The organism is Micropruina sp. (assembly GCF_047606365.1).
Lineage (GTDB): Bacteria > Actinomycetota > Actinomycetes > Propionibacteriales > Propionibacteriaceae > Micropruina.
The window spans coordinates 18,305-35,012 of record NZ_JASGEN010000081.1 but is presented as its reverse complement, the minus strand read 5'-3'; the positions used below and the strand labels follow the sequence as shown (position 1 = coordinate 35,012).

12 protein-coding genes are annotated in these 16,708 nt (G+C 70.4%); 9 read left to right on the top strand and 3 right to left on the bottom strand.

What is annotated here, in order from left to right:
• Positions 1-24 precede the first annotated feature (24 nt).
• Entirely contained in the window at positions 25-1,842 is a 1,818-nt protein-coding gene (locus tag QM624_RS09335; RefSeq protein ID WP_415091089.1) for a PQQ-binding-like beta-propeller repeat protein, read from the bottom strand.
• A gap of 79 nt (positions 1,843-1,921) precedes the next feature.
• Between QM624_RS09335 and ilvD the strand changes: the two genes are divergently transcribed.
• The 6 genes from ilvD (at position 1,922) to QM624_RS09305 (ending at position 11,252) form a co-directional block, all read left to right on the top strand.
• The gene (gene ilvD, locus QM624_RS09330) at positions 1,922-3,769 is read left to right on the top strand and encodes a dihydroxy-acid dehydratase (protein WP_415091087.1); all 1,848 of its coding nucleotides are present in this window, start codon (positions 1,922-1,924) and stop codon (positions 3,767-3,769) included.
• Between the two features lie 73 nt (positions 3,770-3,842).
• Entirely contained in the window at positions 3,843-4,505 is a 663-nt protein-coding gene (locus QM624_RS09325; protein WP_415091085.1) for a response regulator, read from the top strand.
• Entirely contained in the window at positions 4,495-5,826 is a 1,332-nt protein-coding gene (locus QM624_RS09320; RefSeq protein WP_415091082.1) for a sensor histidine kinase, read from the top strand. The genes QM624_RS09325 and QM624_RS09320 overlap by 11 nt, the downstream gene beginning before the upstream one ends.
• A 180-nt stretch (positions 5,827-6,006) precedes the next feature.
• Entirely contained in the window at positions 6,007-7,992 is a 1,986-nt protein-coding gene (locus tag QM624_RS09315; protein WP_415091080.1) for an Ig-like domain repeat protein, read from the top strand.
• Positions 7,993-8,121: 129 nt separating this feature from the next.
• Positions 8,122-9,852 carry an Ig-like domain-containing protein gene (locus QM624_RS09310; RefSeq protein ID WP_415091078.1) on the top strand — a complete coding sequence of 577 codons (1,731 nt, stop codon included), beginning with the start codon at positions 8,122-8,124 and terminating at the stop codon, positions 9,850-9,852.
• A 140-nt stretch (positions 9,853-9,992) separates the two neighbouring features.
• Entirely contained in the window at positions 9,993-11,252 is a 1,260-nt protein-coding gene (locus QM624_RS09305) for a hypothetical protein (RefSeq protein WP_415091076.1), read from the top strand.
• Between the two features lie 2 nt (positions 11,253-11,254).
• Here QM624_RS09305 and QM624_RS09300 read toward each other — a convergent pair whose 3' ends face one another.
• A complete protein-coding gene (locus QM624_RS09300) occupies positions 11,255-12,211 on the bottom strand; it encodes a threonine dehydratase (RefSeq protein ID WP_415091074.1) in 957 nt (318 codons plus the stop codon).
• Between the two features lie 76 nt (positions 12,212-12,287).
• Entirely contained in the window at positions 12,288-13,193 is a 906-nt protein-coding gene (locus tag QM624_RS09295; protein WP_415091072.1) for an AEC family transporter, read from the bottom strand.
• Positions 13,194-13,282: 89 nt separating this feature from the next.
• Here QM624_RS09295 and QM624_RS09290 point away from each other — a divergent pair, with 89 nt between their 5' ends.
• The 3 genes from QM624_RS09290 (at position 13,283) to QM624_RS09280 (ending at position 16,692) form a co-directional block, all read left to right on the top strand.
• Positions 13,283-14,245, top strand: a complete 963-nt coding sequence (locus QM624_RS09290) for an HAD family hydrolase (RefSeq protein WP_415091070.1) — start codon at positions 13,283-13,285, stop codon at positions 14,243-14,245.
• A 50-nt stretch (positions 14,246-14,295) separates the two neighbouring features.
• On the top strand, positions 14,296-15,750 hold the full coding sequence (locus QM624_RS09285) for a DUF2252 domain-containing protein (RefSeq protein WP_415091068.1): 1,455 nt from the start codon (positions 14,296-14,298) through the stop codon (positions 15,748-15,750).
• A 78-nt stretch (positions 15,751-15,828) separates the two neighbouring features.
• The gene (locus tag QM624_RS09280) at positions 15,829-16,692 is read left to right on the top strand and encodes an ATP-binding cassette domain-containing protein (RefSeq protein WP_415091066.1); all 864 of its coding nucleotides are present in this window, start codon (positions 15,829-15,831) and stop codon (positions 16,690-16,692) included.
• The last annotated feature ends 16 nt before the right edge of the window (positions 16,693-16,708 follow it).

Sequence of the window (16,708 nt, the reverse complement as noted above, 5' to 3'; positions counted from 1 at the left end):
ACAGCAATTCGGGGCGAATCCCGGTCAGGGATCGACCAGCCGAGCGACCTCGTCCGGCCCGATCCCGACCAGGGTGTCGCCGACCAGCACGGTGTACAACCCGTGCCGCTGCCGGTACGCCGCCTGTTCCTTACCGTCCGCCGGGTCGAGGACCCGGACGACGGAGTCGGTGAACAGCAGCTTCTCGCGCCACGCCCAGGCATCGCCCAGCGACCTCGGCTTCTGCCCCTGCCACTGCAACTTTCCGTTCCGGGCGTCCACTGCGAACAGGGTTGAGGAATCCGAGAGCAGGGTCAGCCCGGCGACGAAGGCAGCCTTGGGCGAGGTGATCATGCCGAACGCTGAACCGTTGCGGGTCTGCGCCAGTGGGCCGAGAGTCTTCCCGGTGGCCAGGTCGACCCGGACGGCCCTGCCGTCGGACTGCAGGAAGACCGGATCGGTGACGTCGCCCGCCCGCGGGTCACGGTCGGGGAAGGCGAGCCGGGTGTTGAGGGCTGTCTGGTGCAGCTTGCGCAGCGTGTAGCTGTAGCTGACCGCGAGCGGACCGTCGTTGCACCACAGCCGCTCGCCGTCGTCCACCAGCCGCGAACAGCGGGGCATGCCGGCCAGCTTCCCGCTGCGCAGGTCGACGAAGGCGGTGGTCTGCCCGGACCACAGCGCGGTCAGCCCGTCGCCGACCTTCCTGATCCGCGGACGGTCCAGCGCCGGGCCGTCCGGGATCGGGAGCTTGCGGTAGTAGATCCGGTTGTCGCTGAACATGCCGGCATGCTGCGGCTGGTCTGCCAGATCGAGTTGCCAGCGTTGCCGCAGGTCGGCGTCCAGACCGGTCAGGACGGCGTGCGGCGCCGGTTGGCGTTGCTCGACCAGCATGACCCGGTCACCGTCGGCATGGATCAGGGTGAGCCAGCCGGCGAAATCGACGCCCCGGGTTTCGCGTCCGGTGGCGGGGTCGAGCAGCGAGATCCGCCATCGGGTGCCCAGCCCGGTCGCCGGGTCGGTGGCGGTGGACGCCGCACAGACCAGCCGCGATTTCACCGGGCTCGCGGCGCAGAGGCCGTTCGGCAGGTCGGTGCGCCACAGCGCCTCTCCGGTGCGGGCGTCCAGGCCGTGCACGGCGATCCGGCGGTCCTCGGTGTCGCCGCTGAGCACCGCCCAGGTGTTGCCGATCGCCACCACCCGATTCGGATCGAAGGTGCCGTCGACCGGACCCACCAGCTCCGCACCGGCGCCCAGGTCGGGCCGCAGTTCGGCAGGCTGCACCGACCAGGTCGCCGCCAGTTCGGGCTGCGCGGGCTGCGGCGTCCGGGGCGGGTTCGGGGTGCGCCGGCCGCCGTCGGGTAGCAGGCTCAGCGCGACGACCACCACGACGAAGATGCCGACATAGAGGGCGAGCAGCCCGGCGGCGCGACGCACCAGCCGCTGCCGTTCGAGTGGTGCGCGCGACGCCTGCGGGAGTCGCGTCGTCGATGGCGTGGTGGCCGCCCGGGCACCGCGACGTTTGCCCTTCTTGGCCCTCGTCCGGACGCCGTCCGTACCGTCCCCGGCGCCGTTCGGCTTGGCCCCGGCACTGTTCGGCTTGGCCTCGGCGCCGGCCCGCGCGTCCAGTCCGGGCACGCCGCTCTGTCTGGCCGACGGAGCTCCGCCCTGGGCCGGGGCCGCCGAGGGCCAGCGGAAGTCGGGCCCGGCGGACTGTTCGCCCAGGCCCTTGAGCCGGCGCTTTCGCCAGCGTCGTGAACGGGGTCGCCCACCGGAAACCGTGGGAGATTGCCGTGCGGGCGGCTCGTCCGGACCTTCCAACTTCGCCCACTCCGGCGGCCGGGCGAAGAAGTCGGGCCGGCTCATTCGGCTCAGGCTAGCCCCTTGTGGGTCAGCGGATGACCGCTGGAATCCGGACGGGTTACGCGGGCGTAGTCTTCTCCGCATGCCTGCTCTGCGATCTCGTACCACGACCCATGGCCGCAACATGGCCGGCGCCCGCGCCCTGTGGCGCGCCACCGGCATGGGAGAGTCCGATTTCGGCAAGCCGATCGTCGCGATCGCCAACAGCTTCACCCAGTTCGTGCCCGGTCACGTGCACCTGCGGGACATGGGCAAACTGGTCGCCGGAGCGGTGGCCGAGGCCGGCGGCGTGGGCCGCGAGTTCAACACCATCGCCGTCGACGACGGCATCGCGATGGGTCACCACGGCATGCTCTACTCGCTGCCCAGCCGCGAGATCATCGCCGATTCGGTGGAGTACATGGTGAACGCGCACTGCGCCGACGCCCTGGTCTGCATCTCGAACTGCGACAAGATCACCCCCGGCATGCTGCTGGCCGCGCTGCGGCTGAACATTCCGACCGTGTTCGTCTCGGGTGGGGCGATGGAGGCCGGAAAGGCGCTGGTCAACGGCGGCACCGTGCAGACCCGGCTCGACCTGGTCGACGCCATGGTCAAGGCCGTCGACCCGAACGTCGACGACGCCGACCTGACCGCCATCGAGCAGAACGCCTGCCCGACCTGCGGCTCGTGTTCGGGCATGTTCACCGCGAACTCGATGAACTGCCTGACCGAGGTGCTCGGCCTGTCACTGCCGGGCAACGGCTCCACGCTGGCCACCTCGGCCGCCCGCCGCAACCTGTTCACCGACGCAGGCAAGCTGGCGGTCAACCTGGCCAAGCGCTGGTACGACGACGAGGACGCCTCGGTGCTGCCGCTGTCGATCGCCACCAAGGAGGCGTTCAACAACGCCATGCGGGTCGACATCGCGATGGGCGGCTCGACCAACACCGTGCTGCACCTGCTGGCCGCCGCCCACGAGGCCGGCGTCGACTTCGACCAGCACGACATCGACGCGCTCTCGCGGGTCACCCCGTGCATCTGCAAGGTGGCCCCGAACTCGGCCAACTACTACATGGAGGACGTGCACCGCGCCGGCGGCATCGTCGCCATCATGGGCGAACTCGACCGCGGCGGCCTGCTCGACCGCAACGTGCACGCCGTCCACGCCCCCGACCTGGACACCTGGCTGGACGACTGGGACATCCGTGGCGGACGGGTCAAGCCCGAGAACGCGGACCTGTTCTACGCCGCCCCGGGCGGGGTGCGGACCACCGAGGCGTTCTCGTCCAGCAACCGCTGGGAGAGCCTCGACACCGACGCCGAGGGCGGCTGCATTCGCTCGGTGGCTACGCCTTACACCGCGGACGGGGGCCTGGCCGTGCTGTACGGCAACCTGGCCGAGGACGGCTGCATCGTGAAGACCGCCGGCGTCCCCGCCGACCAGTGGGAGTTCCGCGGCCCGGCCAAGGTCGCCGAGTCCCAGGAGGAGGCGGTCGAGAAGATCCTCGGCGGCCAGATCCAGGCCGGCGACGTGGTGGTCGTCCGTTACGAGGGCCCCAAGGGCGGACCGGGCATGCAGGAGATGCTGTACCCGACGTCCTACCTGAAAGGGGTCGGGCTCGGCCCGAAGTGCGCGCTGATCACCGACGGACGCTTCTCCGGCGGCTCGTCCGGCCTGTCGATCGGGCACGTGTCGCCCGAGGCGGCGTCCGGCGGCACCATCGGTCTGGTCGAGGACGGCGACATCATCACCTTCTCCATCCCGAACCGGACCGTCACGCTCGAGGTGGACGACGCCACCCTGGCCGCCCGCCGGGCCGAGGCTGAAGCCCGGGGCTGGAAGCCGAAGGACCGCAAGCGCGAGGTGTCCTCGGCGCTGAAGATCTTCGCGATGCTCGCCCAGTCGGCCGACAAGGGTGCCGCCCGCAGGTCCCCGGACGAACTCTGAGGCCCGCCTGCCGCCGGTCGGTAGGATCTGCCTCACCTATTGCCTGACGCGGAGCGAGGACGTGGAGTCGGTCGTGACCCGGGAGGATCGGTCCGGTGGCAGCGCAGCCGACGGCGGCGCGGCGACACCCTTCAGTGTCGCCCTGATCGACGACCATCCGGTGTTCACCGGCGCCCTCGCCAGCGTGCTCACCGGACAGCCCGACGTCAGTGCCGTGTGGACCGCCGCCGGGCTCGACGAGGGACGTCGCCTGCTGCAACGGGAACAGCCCGACCTGGCCGTCGTCGACGTCCGGCTCGACCGGGACGACGGGCTGACTCTGGTGCGGGAGTTGCCGGGGCTGTCCCCCGCGACCCGGGCGGTGGTGCTGACCGCCCATCCGCAGCCGGCGATCGTCCGCCGGGCGCGCAGCCTGGGCGCGGTCGCGGTGCTGCCCAAGGGCACCGGCCTGCCCGAGTTGATGGACGCGCTGCGCGCGGTGGTCGCCGGCGAAACGCCGGAATTCGAGGCGACCGCCGATGCCGACGAGCACTCGCTGACCTGGCGCGAGACCGAGGTGCTCCAACTACTGGCCGACGGACGCGATCCGCAGCAGGTGGCCCGGCTGCTGGGGCTCAGCACGCACACCGTCCGCGATCACATTCGCAGCGTCCGGGAGAAGCTCGGCGTGCAGACCGTGCTGGCCGCGGTGGTCGAAGGCTCCCGGCTGGGCGTGGTCGAAGTGCATGTCCGCTGAGCCGGCGCCGGCCGGCGCCTCGCGGCCGCCGCTGGCCAGGTCCGCGGTCCGGCGCCATGTGCTGGGTGTGCTGATCGCCATGCTGATGGTCGGCCTGGCCGTGACCTGGCAGGGCCACCAGCGGGCCACCGAGATGGCTGAGCTGACCGCCGTCGAGAACGTCCGGGCGGTCGCGCTCAGCCTGGCCCTGCCGCTCACCTCCGAGGACATCGCCGGCGACGACTCGTGGCACGAGCAGTTCCAGGCCTCGGCAGAACCGCTGATCGAGGCCGGCGAGGTCGTCGTCGTGCACGTCTGGCGACGCGTCGACGCCGGCAACGGCGAGATCCTCTGGTCGACCGACCCCGAACGCCGCGGCACCGTCAAGCCGCTCGGCGGCGCCGCGCAGGCGCTGGATACCTGGACTCCGGTGATCGACAAATTGCACAACGGCACCGAGTCCGAGGGCCCGCCGTTGCCCAATCTGTACGAGATCTACCTGCCCTTCCGGGACGGCACCGCAACGCCCTACGTGCTGGAGGTCTACAAACCGGTTCGCGATTTCGATGCGATCTACCGCGGCCTGCTGGCCGACTGGTTACCGATTCCGATCGCCGGCATCCTGCTGCTCAGCCTGGTCACCTTCCCGCTCAGCCTGCGGCTGGCTCGGACGGCGGCCGGCGCCGAGCGCGACCGGGTGCTGTTCGCCAATCGTGCCCTGCAGGCCCGGGCCGACGAACATCGCCGGATCTCCGAGGTGCTGCACGAACGAACCGTGCAGGACCTCTCGGCGGCCCGGCTGATCCTCGACAACGCCAAGGAAACCGACGACCCGGCGGCCGTCCGGACGGCGCTGGACCGAACCACCGACCTGCTGGCCACCGACGTCGCCGACCTGCGCAGCCTGCTGAGCAGCGGCGAGGCGTCCGAGTGGCAGGCCGCGACCCTCACCGAGGCATTGACCGGATGGATCGCCGGGCTGCCCGACCCGCAGCGCATCAGTTGCGCCCTGCCCGAGCAGCCGTTGCCGTTGGCCCGAACCGAGGTGGCGGTCGCCCTGCGGGTGATCAAGGAAGGCGTGCGCAACGCCGTCAAACACGCCGGTGAGACCCCGATCGAGATCTCGGTCGAAGCCGACGGCGGCGAACTGCGGATCGAGGTCACCGACCAGGGTCGCGGCATGACGGCACCACCTGGGCCGGGCCTGGACGACGCGAGCAGCCCCGGCCTCGGGCTGCGGATCATCCACTATGCCGCCGGCTCCGTCGGTGGCGAGGCACGGCTGGAGAGCCGATCCGGGGCCGGCACGACGCTCCGCGTCCGGTTGCCTTACCAGCCCTGAACCCTCTCCTCGCGCCGGTTGGTCAACCCCCCAGTTTTGGGGAGCCCAAACCACCGACCCATACATCCGCCGATGATTAGGTATTCCTAACCTAACTTTTGACGGCCGGATGTCGGCCGCAGATGGGCAGCAACCGGTGCCGGTCACGGCGCCACCGCCCCACCCTTCCAAGGAGCAGGAATGCAACAGCAGAATCGACGACCGCTGGCGCGCGCCGTCGGCGTCATCGCCGGCCTCGGCCTCGTCGCGCCGATCGCGATCTTGGGTGCTCCCAGCGCCCTCGCCGCGTCCGGCGACCCGGTCATCATCAGCCACGGCGCGGCCGAGGTCGCCGACGCCTACAACGGCGTGATCGCAGCCCCGGACGGCGGCACCTACAACGTCGGCTACCAGGTGGTCGACGGCACCAACCGCGCCGTGCTGGTCACCAAGAGCAACGCCGACGGCACCCTCGACACCAGCTTCGGCACCGACGGCCGGGCCGTCATCGACCTGGTCAGCTCGTTCCACGAGACCATCACCACCAACCCCGGCGTGAAGGAGACCGCGAAGGGCGTCGCCATCGACAAGCTCGGCCGGCTGCTGATCGTCGGTGAGGTCGAGGGCGACCAGTCCGAGGCCGCCACCGCCGTCGACACCGACATCTTCGTCGCCCGGCTGCACCCGGCCGGCACCCTCGACCGCAGCTACGGCACCAACGGCGGCTGGACCCGGATCTCGCTCAGCGACGGCGTCAACCCCGCCGGCGGCGCCGCGGTGACCGACGCCGCGGGCTGGGACATCTTCGTCCGGCCGAACCAGAAGGCGATCCTGTCCGCCGCCATCGGCACCGATTCCGAGGGCACCCGGACCGGACGCGACGCGGCCGCCGTCCAGCTGACCTCGGCCGGCAAGCTGGACAAGTCCTTCGGCGAGGGCGGCGTGGCCACCATCGAGACGCCGTTCAGCGACAACCTGCGCCGCGGGCTGCTCGACTCCGACGGCTCGTACTTCACCACCGCCTACGCCAACGTCGGCTCGAACAATCAGCCGTTCATCCAGAAGTTCACCCCGGCCGGCAAGCCGGACACCTCCTGGGGTGATGACGGCCTGGCCACCGCCTACCCGGGCGGCACCGGCGGCTTCGCCGAGGCCTACGGCATCAAGAAGGACGCCGACGGCAACTACATCGTCAGCGCCTACGGCTACCGCGGCGGACGCACCGGCGCAGCGGCCGGCAACAGCGTCGACGCGCTGCTGTTCAGCCTGAAGCCGAACGGTTCGCTGAACAAGTCCTGGGCCGACCGCGGCCTGGTCGCCTACCACGTGGGTGAGGACGGCAACAACAGCGGCGACCGGCATCGCGACCACGTGATCCTGCCCGACGGGCGGATCGTCGGCGTCGGCGGCACCAGCGGCACCAGCAATGCGCTGATCACCATCACCGCGCCGGACGGCACCCCGGGCACCACCCATGTGGTCGACTTCGGCGGCGCCGACGACTACCTGTGGGGCATCACCACCATCGGTGACGGCTACCAGGTGGTTGCTGCCGGCTACGGCAACGGCGACGCCCAGCTGGTCACCCTCGACCTGTCCCCGGTGGCCTCGCAGACCGAACTGACCCTGGCCAAGACCAGCACCACCTTCGGCGCCGCCAACACCGGCTCGATCAAGGTGAGCGCCGGCGACGCACCGGTGTCGGCGAAGGCGGTCGTCACGGTGGACGGCAAGCAGCTGCAGACCGTGCAGATCGGCTCGTCCGGCATCGCCAGCTTCAGCCTGCCCGCCGGCCTGACCGCCGGTAAGCACACCGTCGAGGCCAGCGTCACCCCGGGTGCGGGCGTGGCCGGGTCGAAGGCTTCGGCCACGGTGACGGTCGCGAAGGCGTCCTCGAAGACGACGCTGAGCCTGCCGAAGAGCGTGAAGAAGTCGAAGCAGGCCACCGCCACCATCAAGATCAGCGGCAGCGGCCTGCCGGCCGGTTACGCGCCGACCGGCAAGGTCACCGTCTACGACGGCTCGAAGAAGCTGAAGACGGTCACCCTGTCCGCCTCGGCGAAGGGCACCGTCAAGGTGAAGCTGCCCAAGCTGAAGGCCAAGAAGCACACCGTCAAGGTCAGCTACGCGGGCGACTCCAACCTGAAGTCGTCCAAGGCCTCGAAGAGCCTCAAGGTCACCAAGTAGGTCCCCCCCTGTCCGCTGGTTGAGCTTGCCGAAATCCCTTTCACAACGGGTTTCGGCAGGCTCGACCGGCGGATCTCCCACCCCCGCCGTTTGTCCACGAACTCCGCTCACTCGACGAAGAAGGTTCCGATGCACGCTCAGACTCACACCTTGCGGCGGGTGATAGCCGTCCTGATCGCCGGACTGATGGTGGCGTCCGGCCTGGTGCTCAGCACCCAGCCGGCGCATGCCGCGGTGACCGTCACCGATCCGAACTCGGGGGCGAGCATCACGCTCAGCAAGAACCGCATCGAGCCCGGGGAGCGGATCGAGATCTCCGGACGCGGTTTCACCCCGGTCCAGGGCAGCAGCGGTGAGCCGCTGGTCGCGGTCCGTCCCTACGACTTCGATGAGGGACCCGCCTGGACCACCGGTGGACGCGACGCCTACCGTCCGGCGAACCCGAGCCAGCCGCCCGGCAGCGAGGCGAAGTACTGGTTCATCACCCACCACGACCAGGACGGCTCGTTCGAGGGCTGGCTGCAGGCACCGGCTTCGCTGACCCCGGCCGGTCCGCTGGGCAACGGCCAGCACTGGCTGCGGATCCTCTCCGGCGCCTTCTTCACCACCACCGGCGACCGGCTCACCGATCCCATCACCTTCCAGGTGCCGTTCACCGTCGCCAGTGATTCGGCGACCCTCAACACCGGGCTGACCAGCCCGACCGGTGTCTTCCAGGCCGGGACGACGTTCCGGCCGGGCGCGCAGCTGACCGTGCGCGGCGACGGATTCACCCCCGGCGCTCAGCTGGCGGCGACACTCGACGGCAAAGCGCTGACCAGCGAGATCACCGCCGACGGCAACGGTGCACTGCCCGCCCAGGCACGCGTCACCCTGCCCAGCGACGTCACCGTGGGCTCGCACACGCTGCGGCTGGCGACCGGCACCCTCGCCGCCCAGGTGTCGCTGAAGGTGACCGCGACGCCGACCGTCACCCTGCTCACCCCGCACGTCCAGCCGGGTGGCACGATCCGGTTCAACCTGACCGGTTACATCGGCGTGGGCGGCGCCCCGCAGAAGGTCGCGGTGGTCGTCAACGAGAAGGTGCTGGCCTGCATCCAGGCGGGCAGCGACGGCTCGGCCACCGGCAGCGCGAAGCTCCCGGCGGAACTCACCGGCACGGTCGTGGTGGGCTTCAACGTCGGGCTGTCCTGCGTGTTGCCGCCGGCCGGCGTGATCAACGACCAGCCGATCTCGCGGATCACCCGGGACGTCACGGTGGACGCCGAGGCGCCCCAGCCGCGGACGGCCACCCTGGCGGTGACCGCGCCCAAGACGGTGCGCTACGGCGCGGCGCGGACGTCGACCGTCACCCTCAAGATCGACGGCGCTGCGGCGTCTGGTGAGGTCGAGGTCGCCCAGGGCAGCTGGACGAAGACCGTCGCGGTCGGCACGAAGGGCGCCAAGGTGACCCTGCCGATCGACGCCGGAGTCGGCAGCCAGAAGGTGACCGCACACTTCGCCGGCGACGCCAATACGGCGGCAGCCACGGCGTCGAAGACCTTCAAGGTGACCAAGGCGTCGTCATCGGCCTCGCTGAAGCTCTCGGCGTCCAAGATCAAGCGCAGCAAGCGGGCCAACGCCACCGTCAAGGTCGGCATCAGCGGCGCGTCGAAGCTGGCGGCCACCGGCACGGTGCGGATCTACGACGGCAAGAAGCGACTGGGCACCTACACGCTCAAGGCGAGCGACAAGGGCAAGCTCACGGTGAAGCTGCCGAAGATCAGCAAGAAGGGCACGCACAAGCTGAAGGCGGTCTACGCCGGCAACTCGAACGTGTCCGGCAAGACCAGCAAGACGGTGAAGCTGAAGGTCACCTGATCGAACCTCCCGGCCGCACAGCGAATCGCCGGTCGAGCTTGTCGAGACCCTGCCAGGGTGGCGACCAGTTCGGCCGGCGATCGGCGTTGTGGGAGTGGACCGAGTAGTCATGTCGATAATGATTCTCGTAGTCTTCCAGCATGAAACTGCTCCGCCCTCTCGTCGTCGCAACCTTGTCCATCGGCCTGGCCGCCGGACTGGTCACCGCGACGCCCCCACAATCCGCTCCCGCCCACGAAGTGCCCGACCCGGTTGGCGAGGTGTGGCACGTCCACGAACGGCTGCTGGTCAGCGACTCGCGCACCGGCGACATCGTCGTCATCGATGACGGCCGGGTCCGTGACCGGATCTCCACCCCGAAGGCACCGATCAGCCTGGCCCGCTCCGCCGACGGCACGCTGGCCTTCGCGCTGCGTGGACGCGCCGCCGACCGGCACCACGTCAGCATGATCGACACCGCCTACGACGCTCAGAGGGCCGAGGCCCGGCTGCCCTATGTCGCCCGAACCTGGGTCACCACCTCGCCGGGTGGCGTCACCGACGGACGGCTGCCGGAGGCGTCCGGGAAGATCGGGATCCCGTCGGAATCGGACGGCGTGCTGCAGTGGTTCGACCCGAAGAAGATCACCGGCTTCGAGGATCCGCGGGCCGGCACGCTCAACCTGGGCCAGCCGGGCCACTACAGCCTGGTGGTCGCCAAGGCCGGGGACGGCGCCGAACTGCTGCATGTGGGCAACATTCGCGGCACCAGCCAGGTGCTCGACATCGCCTCCGGCAAGGTGCTCTCCACCGGCACCGGAAGCTGCCCCGCGCTGCACGGCGGCATGCTCACCGCCGACGGCAGCCGGGTGATCTTCTCCTGCGCCAACGGACTGCGGGTGGTGCCGGCCGATCCGGCGTCCGGTGCCGAGCAGGCGTTCGTGCCGTACCCCGGCAGCCGGCGGGTCGCGGTGATGTTCGGCGGTGCCGACGGGGTGATCTGGGGCAGCACCGGCGGCGCGTTGAGCACCGTGCAACGGATCGACACCAAACCCGCCGTGCCGACCGTCACCGAGGTCTCGATCGGACGCCGCGGCCACAAGCGCACCGTGCTGCGGGTGAACAGTTCCCCCGACGGCGCCCGGCTCTACGTGCTCACGCACCAGGGCTACCTGCAGCTGCGGGACGGCCACACCGGCAAGTTGATCCGGGAACGTCGGGTGATGAAAAAGGTGCCGACCTCGCTGGACGAGACCACCGAGGTGGCGATCCTGCCCGACCTGGCGTTCGGCGAGGACAGCGTGCACGTGTCGGTGCCGCAGTCAGGGACAGTGCGCACCCTTTCGGCCGACCTGCGCGGAGGGGTCTACACCCTGCGGGTGGGCGGGAAGCCGACCCGGATGGTCGTGCTCTCGCACTGAGCTCACGCTCCGGCCAGCACCCGCAGCACCAAGTCGGTGTCGCAGTTGCCGCCGGACATGATCACCGCTGCGGCGGCACCGGGAGCACGTCCGGTGTCGCCCAGCAGGCCGGCCAGCGACAGCGCCCCGGCCGGCTCGGGCATCTGATGGGTGGTCTGCCAGATGATCCGCATCGCCTCCTCGGCGGCAGCCTCACTGACCCGGACGAAGCGGGCCGCCCCGGCGACCATGGCCGCGACCGCATCCGGCACCGGCGTCCGGGTGGCGACCCCGTCGACGAAGGTGTCGGCGTCCGGGGTGCTGACGGCATGCCCGGCCTCGAACGACAGGGCGTGCGCGGGCGCCCGGTCGGCGACCACCCCGACGATCTCGGTGCCGGTCTGCAGCAGATCGCGGACGGCCATGTGGGCGCAGATGCCGGATCCCAGGCCCACCGGCACGTAGATGACGTCGAGCTGTCCGGCCTGGGCGTGCAGTTCGGCCGCGCCGGTGGCGACCCCGGCCACCAGGTCGGGGTGGAAGGACGGCACGAAGATCAGTCCGCGCTCGGCGGCGAGCACACGGGCGTGCTCCAGGGATTCCTGGAAGTCACGGCCGTGGACGACGAGTTCGGCGCCGAAGGCCGCCATCGACGCGTTCTTGGCCGGACTGTTGCCCTCGGGCACGACGATCGTGGCGGACAACCCGTGCTGCCGGGCGGCATAGGCGACCGACTGGCCATGATTGCCGCGGGTGGCGGCGATCAGCCCGGACGCGGCCGCCCCCTCACGCCGCAGCCGCTCGGCGAAGACCAGGCCGCCGCGCACCTTGAACGCCCCGGTCGGAGCGGCATTCTCATGCTTCACCCAGGTGGGCGTCCCGGTGATCTGCTCCAGCAGCGGCCAGCGGTAGGCGGGTGTCACCGGCACATGGGCGGCAACGATCCGAGCGGCGTCGGCAAGATCCTCGGTGGTCAGCATGATCCCGAGCCTAAGCCCCAACCCCATCGGTCGAACTTGCCGTCATCCCCGAGTCGAGACCCCGTCATCCCGGCAGTCAGGTCAGCATCGGCAGCACAGCCACCACTGCGGCGATCGTGCCGAGGCTGGCCAACGTCGACAGTGCGACGACGCTGGCTACCAGCTCCGGATTCGAGCCGTACTCGCGGGCCAGCATGAACGCGTTCACCGCGGTCGGCATCGCGCAGGCCAGGAGCAGGCTGCTCAGCTCCAGGCCGTCCAGCCGCAGCAGCAGACCGATGCCGGCGGCGAGCAGCGGCAGCACCACCACCCGGACGCCGGCTGCGATCAGCACCGGTGCCGTCAGCCGCAGGCTGGCTCGCTGTCCCAGCTGCAGTCCGAGCGCGATCAGCACCATCGGAATCGCCGCCTGGGCGAGCAGTTCGACGCCCCGTGCGACGCCGACCGGCAGAGTCACCCCGGTCAGTCGCACGATCAGGCCGGCCACCAGCGCCCAGGTCACCGGCAGCTTGACCACGGTCAGCACCGCATCGCCCACGCCGCCGTGCGAACCGAGCAGCGCCGGCCCCACCGTGTACATCACCACCAGCGAGGTGACGAAGATCACCACCGCCTGGTCCAGGCCGACCCGGCCGAGCGCCAGCAGCGCGATCGGCAGCCCGAAGTTGCCGTTGTTGCCGATGATCACGCTGGCGACCATCGCTCGCCGGGTCGGCCGGTCCTGCCCCCAGCCGGCGGCCAGCGCGACCAGGCCGATGACGAGGGTGATCAGCAGATAGCCGCCGACCAGTTGCACCGCCTGGCCGCCGGACACCTCGGTCTTCATCACGCTGTCGAAGGCGAGCAGCGGGGTGAGTCCGTACAGGTTGATCTTGCCGACGGTGTCCATGTCGAGCCGGAACGTCCGGGCCAGCGCGACACCGACCAGGGCGACCAGCACCACCGGCAGGATCACCTCGATCAGCGCGGTGAAGAAGGCCACCCGCCGATCGTTTCATCGTCGCCGCGGACGAACCGGCCGCAACCACTGCGCGAGCAGCCGGCGCGGAGCCGTCCGTAACAATGGCAGCCATGACCGACTTCACCCTGACCGCTCCGCTGACCGATCCGGGGACCGCTTGGGCCGAGCTGCGCGCCCACCCCGAGCTGATCTGGAGCCACGGCGCGCCCGACCTGGAACCGGGCCGTGACTACGACGCGAACAACGCGCTCGGCATCGCGGGCCAGGGCCGGATCGAAACCGTCGAACCGGGACGGGTCGAGTTCAGCTGGGCGGGCGACGGCTGGGAGCAGTCCGGACGGCTGGTGCTGTTCGTCGGCGACGACCTGGTGATCGAGGCCCGCGCCATCCCCGACGACCATGCGGACGCCGCCCGCGACTACTGGCAGCGTGCGGTGACGACAGCGTCCGAGTACCTGAACCAGCCCAATCCGGCCGGCACGGCACCCCGCGCGGTGCTGTTCGACGCGGACGGCGTGCTGCAGTCGCCGCGTCCGGGCTGGCTGGCCGACTTCGTCCGGATCGGCGGCCCCACCTTCGTCGCCGACGCCTTCGCGGCCGAACTGGACTGCCTCACCGGCGATGCCGACCTGAAGCCGCGGCTGGAGAGACTGCTCGCATCCGGCACCGGCGGCAGCGTGGACGAGATCCTTGAGGTCTGGCACGAACTCGTGATCGATCCGGACGCCCTCGCGGTCGTCGACCGCGTCCGCGCCGCCGGGCTGCTCGCCGTGCTGGCCACCAACCAGCAGAGTTACCGCGGCGCCCGGATGCGTCAGCACTACGAGATGGATCGGCACTTCGACCACGTCTTCTACTCCTACGAGGTGGGTGTGGCGAAGCCGTCGGCGGCGTACTTCCAGCACATCCTCGACACCCTCGAACTGGCCGCCGACCAGGTGGTGTTCGTCGACGACTCCCCCGGCAACATCCGCGCCGCTCGAGCCGCCGGGGTGCCGTCGGCGTTGCATCGCACCAGCGACGGGGCGGCCGGGCTGGCGTCCGAACTGGCTGCGCTCGGCGTCCCGATCTGAGCGGCGACTCTCCCCGTCCCACTAGGCTCGTTCCGCCGAGAGGAGCCGTCATGTCGCACCACACCAGCCACACCGTCCTGGCCAGCACCGACAGCAGCGCGTTCGCGTCCGTGCGGCAGCGCGGCACCACCCGCGACGAGCGTTTCGCGCTGGGCCGATCGCTGCGCGAACGGGTGCCGATCTCGGCGCTCGGCGTCTGGAACGCCACCCAGGCCAGGACCGACCCGATCGATCTGATCAACGCCTCCCACGAGGGGCGGGTGGACGACCTGGTGCCGATCCGGGTCGGCCGGATGGTGTCCTCGCCATACGGCTTCTACCGCGGCAGCGCCGTTGTGATGGCCTCCGACGTGGCCGCCCTGCCATTGACCGGGATCATGCCGGTGATCTGCGGCGACTCCCACCTCGGCAACTTCGGCTTCTACCGCTCACCTGAGGGCGAGCAGGTGATCGACCTGAACGATTTCGACGAAGCCCACCCGGGCGCGTGGGAATGGGACCTTCGCCGACTGGCCGCCGCAGTGTGGGTGGCCGGACGCGAGAACGGCTACTCCGAGGAAGACATCGCCGAGGCGGTGCGCGCCTGCGTGCTGGCCTACCGGGACGAGGTTGCACTGCTGGCGACCATGCCGCTGCTGGCCCGCTCGTACAACCGGCTGGACATCGAGCGGCTACACGAGACCGCCACCGAGAAGAGCCTGCGCGACGAGATCCGCCGGGCCGGTCGGGAGGCCCGCAAGCGCACCTCCGATCGAGCGCTGCCCCGCTTCACCAACGAGACCGGCAACGGCAGCCGGCAGATCGTCGAGGAGCCTCCGCTGATCCGTCGGGTGACCGGCGAGGAGTACGAGCAGCTCGCCGAGGCCCTGGATGCCTATCTCGACACCCTCGCCCCACATTGGCGGCGGGTGGTCGGCGGTTACCACCTGGTCGACATCGCGCACAAGGTGGTCGGGGTCGGATCGGTCGGGCTGCGCGCCTACGTCGCGCTGCTGGAAGGCAGCTCGCCCGACGACGTGCTGTTCCTGCAGCTGAAGCAGGCCCGTCGCTCGGTGCTCGCTCGGCACGTGCACGGCGACACCGCCCGGCACGCCCACCAGGGGCAGCGGGTGGTCGAATATCAGCAGGCGCTGCAGACCGTCTCCGACCCGCTGCTGGGCTGGACGGAGGCGGACGGCCGGCAGTACTACGTCCGGCAGTTCCGGAACATGAAGGGCACCGTGCCGCTGGACGGGCTGACCGCCACCGCGCTGACCGACTACGCGGGCATCGTCGGGCATCTGCTCGCCAAGGGTCACGCCCGGACGTCCGGCGCGTCGATGATCGCCGGCTACCTGGGTCGTGGTGAGAAGGCGGCCAAGGCGTTCTCCCGGTTCGCCCGGCTGTATGCCGACCAGACCGAGGCCGATCATGCCGCACTGGTGAAGGCCGCTCGCGAGGGTCGGGTGCCCATCGCCGACGGCGCGCTGGCCGCCATGGGCTCGGCCTTCCGCCCGGGCGGGTAGCGAACTGTGACAGCTGTCATCGCCAACCGGTGACAGCGCCCTCTGAGCGAAACGGACGGCTCACGGCACCGTTGAGGCATGGACGCGATCACCCTCACCGGACTCACCAAGACCTACGGCACGCTGACCGCGGTCGACGCGCTCGACCTGGCGGTGCGGGCCGGCCAGATCATGGCGCTGCTCGGCCCCAACGGTGCCGGCAAATCCACCACCACCGAGATGGTGCTGGGGCTGACCAAGCCGGACGCCGGCACCGTCGAGGTGTTCGGCGCCGACCCGATCAGCGCGATGCGCCGCGGCGATGTGGGCGCCATGCTGCAGAACGGCGTCCTGCTCTGGGATGTGCCGGTGCGTCGGTTGCTCACCCTGATGCACGGCTTGTACGCCCACCCGCTGCCGCTGGACGACGTCATCGAACGCGCCGACCTGACCTCCATCCTGAAGAGCAACACCAACAAGCTCTCCGGCGGGCAGGCCCAGCGCGTCCGGTTCGCACTGGCGATGATGGCCGACCCCGGGCTGCTGATCCTGGACGAACCGACCGTCGGCATGGACGTGGATGCCCGCCGCGCCTTCTGGGCGACGATGGACACCCTGACCGCCGAGGGCCGCACCGTCGTCTTCGCCACCCACTACCTCGACGAAGCGGACGAGTTCGCCGACCGGATCGTGGTGCTCAACGACGGCCGGATCGTCGCCGACGGCACCGGCAGCCAGATCAAGGCGGTGGTCGGCGGACGCCGGATCGGCTTCACCGGACCGGCCCGTGACTACGCCGGACTGCCCGGCGTCGCGGCCCAGGAGCAGCGCGGCGCCCGCATCGTGCTGACCAGCACCGACTCCGACGCGACCCTGCGGGCATTGCTCGCCGACGACGCCGTCCGTGACGTCGAGGTCAGCGCGCCGAGCCTCGAGGACGCCTTCGTCTCGCTGGTCTCCTAATTCATCGACCTCGACA

What these genes read in the sequence shown, in the direction of transcription:
- QM624_RS09315 (WP_415091080.1), top strand. Translation starts at nt 6,007, where the DNA reads ATGCAACAGCAGAATCGACGACCGCTGGCGCGCGCCGTCGGCGTCATC.
- ilvD (WP_415091087.1), top strand. Translation starts at nt 1,922, where the DNA reads ATGCCTGCTCTGCGATCTCGTACCACGACCCATGGCCGCAACATGGCC.
- QM624_RS09320 (WP_415091082.1), top strand. Translation starts at nt 4,495, where the DNA reads ATGTCCGCTGAGCCGGCGCCGGCCGGCGCCTCGCGGCCGCCGCTGGCC.
- QM624_RS09290 (WP_415091070.1), top strand. Translation starts at nt 13,283, where the DNA reads ATGACCGACTTCACCCTGACCGCTCCGCTGACCGATCCGGGGACCGCT.
- QM624_RS09300 (WP_415091074.1), bottom strand. Translation starts at nt 12,211, where the DNA reads ATGCTGACCACCGAGGATCTTGCCGACGCCGCTCGGATCGTTGCCGCC.
- QM624_RS09305 (WP_415091076.1), top strand. Translation starts at nt 9,993, where the DNA reads ATGAAACTGCTCCGCCCTCTCGTCGTCGCAACCTTGTCCATCGGCCTG.
- QM624_RS09335 (WP_415091089.1), bottom strand. Translation starts at nt 1,842, where the DNA reads ATGAGCCGGCCCGACTTCTTCGCCCGGCCGCCGGAGTGGGCGAAGTTG.
- QM624_RS09285 (WP_415091068.1), top strand. Translation starts at nt 14,296, where the DNA reads ATGTCGCACCACACCAGCCACACCGTCCTGGCCAGCACCGACAGCAGC.
- QM624_RS09310 (WP_415091078.1), top strand. Translation starts at nt 8,122, where the DNA reads ATGCACGCTCAGACTCACACCTTGCGGCGGGTGATAGCCGTCCTGATC.
- QM624_RS09280 (WP_415091066.1), top strand. Translation starts at nt 15,829, where the DNA reads ATGGACGCGATCACCCTCACCGGACTCACCAAGACCTACGGCACGCTG.